The sequence below is a fragment of the Cytobacillus sp. GQ23 genome, assembly GCF_059758675.1.
Genome location: NZ_JCAXER010000070.1, coordinates 1 through 1657 on the forward strand (window position 1 = coordinate 1; position 1657 = coordinate 1657).

General features: G+C 37.2%; 1 protein-coding gene. It reads right to left on the reverse strand.

Going from position 1 to position 1657, the window contains the following annotated elements:
• The coding region (locus AC6CHU_RS25855) for an IS1182 family transposase (RefSeq protein ID WP_498123159.1) at positions 1-1504 on the reverse strand (1504 nt) is incomplete at its 3' end.
• Between the last annotated feature and the right edge of the window lie 153 nt (positions 1505-1657).

Consider the following 1657-nt stretch of genomic DNA (forward strand, 5'->3'; position numbering starts at 1 on the left):
CCTTCAATTTTCCGCGTACAGAAAACCGGGTGAAACGCAAATTAGCCTTCAAGAATCCAAAAACTGGTTCCACATCGATTTTGCGTTTTCGATAAATGGCACTCGTTTTCTCATCTGAAAGCTTTGCTCTTACATACTCTTTTTGTTGTTCCCATTTTTCATTTATCATTAATTTTCGATTGCTGCCTTCTTTTGCTTTTGTACATTTTGAACGTAATGGGCACCCCGAGCAGTCTTCACACCCATAAACCTTGAACTCACGCTGGAAGCCTGTACGGTCCTTGTGGACAGAATGATATTGAAATTCAAGACGTTTCTGATTAGGGCATTTATATGTATCGGTTACTTCATCATACTGCCAGTTGTCGGGGTTGAATATATTTTGTTTATGCTTTTTCTTTTGTTCTTTTACATACATGTTATACGTAATAAGGGCTTCTCGGTTTCTGTTGGAAAGGAGATCATTATAGTTTTGTTCACTGCCATAACCTGCATCTGCTACAATGTGTTCCGGCAACTCAAAAAAATGCTGCTCAATTTCATCTAGAAATGGAATTAACGTACGTGTATCTGTTGGATTGGAAAACAAACTATAGGCAAGCGCATATTGACCCTCTGTTGCGATTTGAACATTGTAACCAGCTTTCAATTGTCCGTTTTTCATATAATCATCTTTCATTCGCATAAAGGTCGCATCTGGATCTGTTTTCGAATAGCTATTCCGTGTACCTAAAATTTCAAAGGCTTTTTGATATCTCTGTTTACGCAAGACAAGATCCATCAACTGCTTACGCACTTGTTTCGGATATTTGCGTTTACTTCTTATGGATTTTCGTTCTATAACGTCTGAAGATGCTTCAATCTGTTTATCATATTCGGTAACGACTTCGTCCACTTTTTGAACGAATTGAGTGAGCTCTTCCAATGATAACTGTTCGTCGCTTTCACGTTTAATTTCAGGAATGATTTCGTTCTCAAGAAGCTCACTATATAGCTGATTTGATTTTTCAATTACACTTTGATGATATTTTTCAATCGATTTCTTCCAGACAAACGTAAATTTATTCGCATTCGCTTCAATCTTTGTACCATCAATAAAAACCGCTTCTTGATCAATACATTTTTCTTCTACTAATTGACAGCGAAATTGAACGAAACATTGGCGAATTAAATCTTTCACTTCTGGCTGAACACGGAATCGGTTGATTGTACGATAGCTTGGTTCATACCCTTGAGCAAGCCACATCATACGAAGACTGTCTTTTAATAGGGCTTCAATTTTGCGCCCTGAGAAGACAGATTGAGTGTAGGCACATAAAATAATTTTAAGCATCATACGTGGGTGATAGGCGGGACAGCCCTCATTTCGAAGAAATGGTTCAAAGGCTTCTTGAGGAATACTTTCAACTAAGTGATGGACATGAAAGGCAATATCATTTTTTTGTATATTTACCTCACAATCCAAAGGCAAAACTAATTGATTCATGTTATAATTTTTAAACATAAGGACCCTTCTTTCTGATTTGATTTGGTGTGGTAACTTAATTGTATCAGAAGTGGTCCTTATTTTTTTCAAAAACAATCAAAGCCGGTGACATTTTACTCGTCGTAAAATGTCACCGGCTTTTTCATTTCAGAGGTGGGTTTTGTCCCAGCC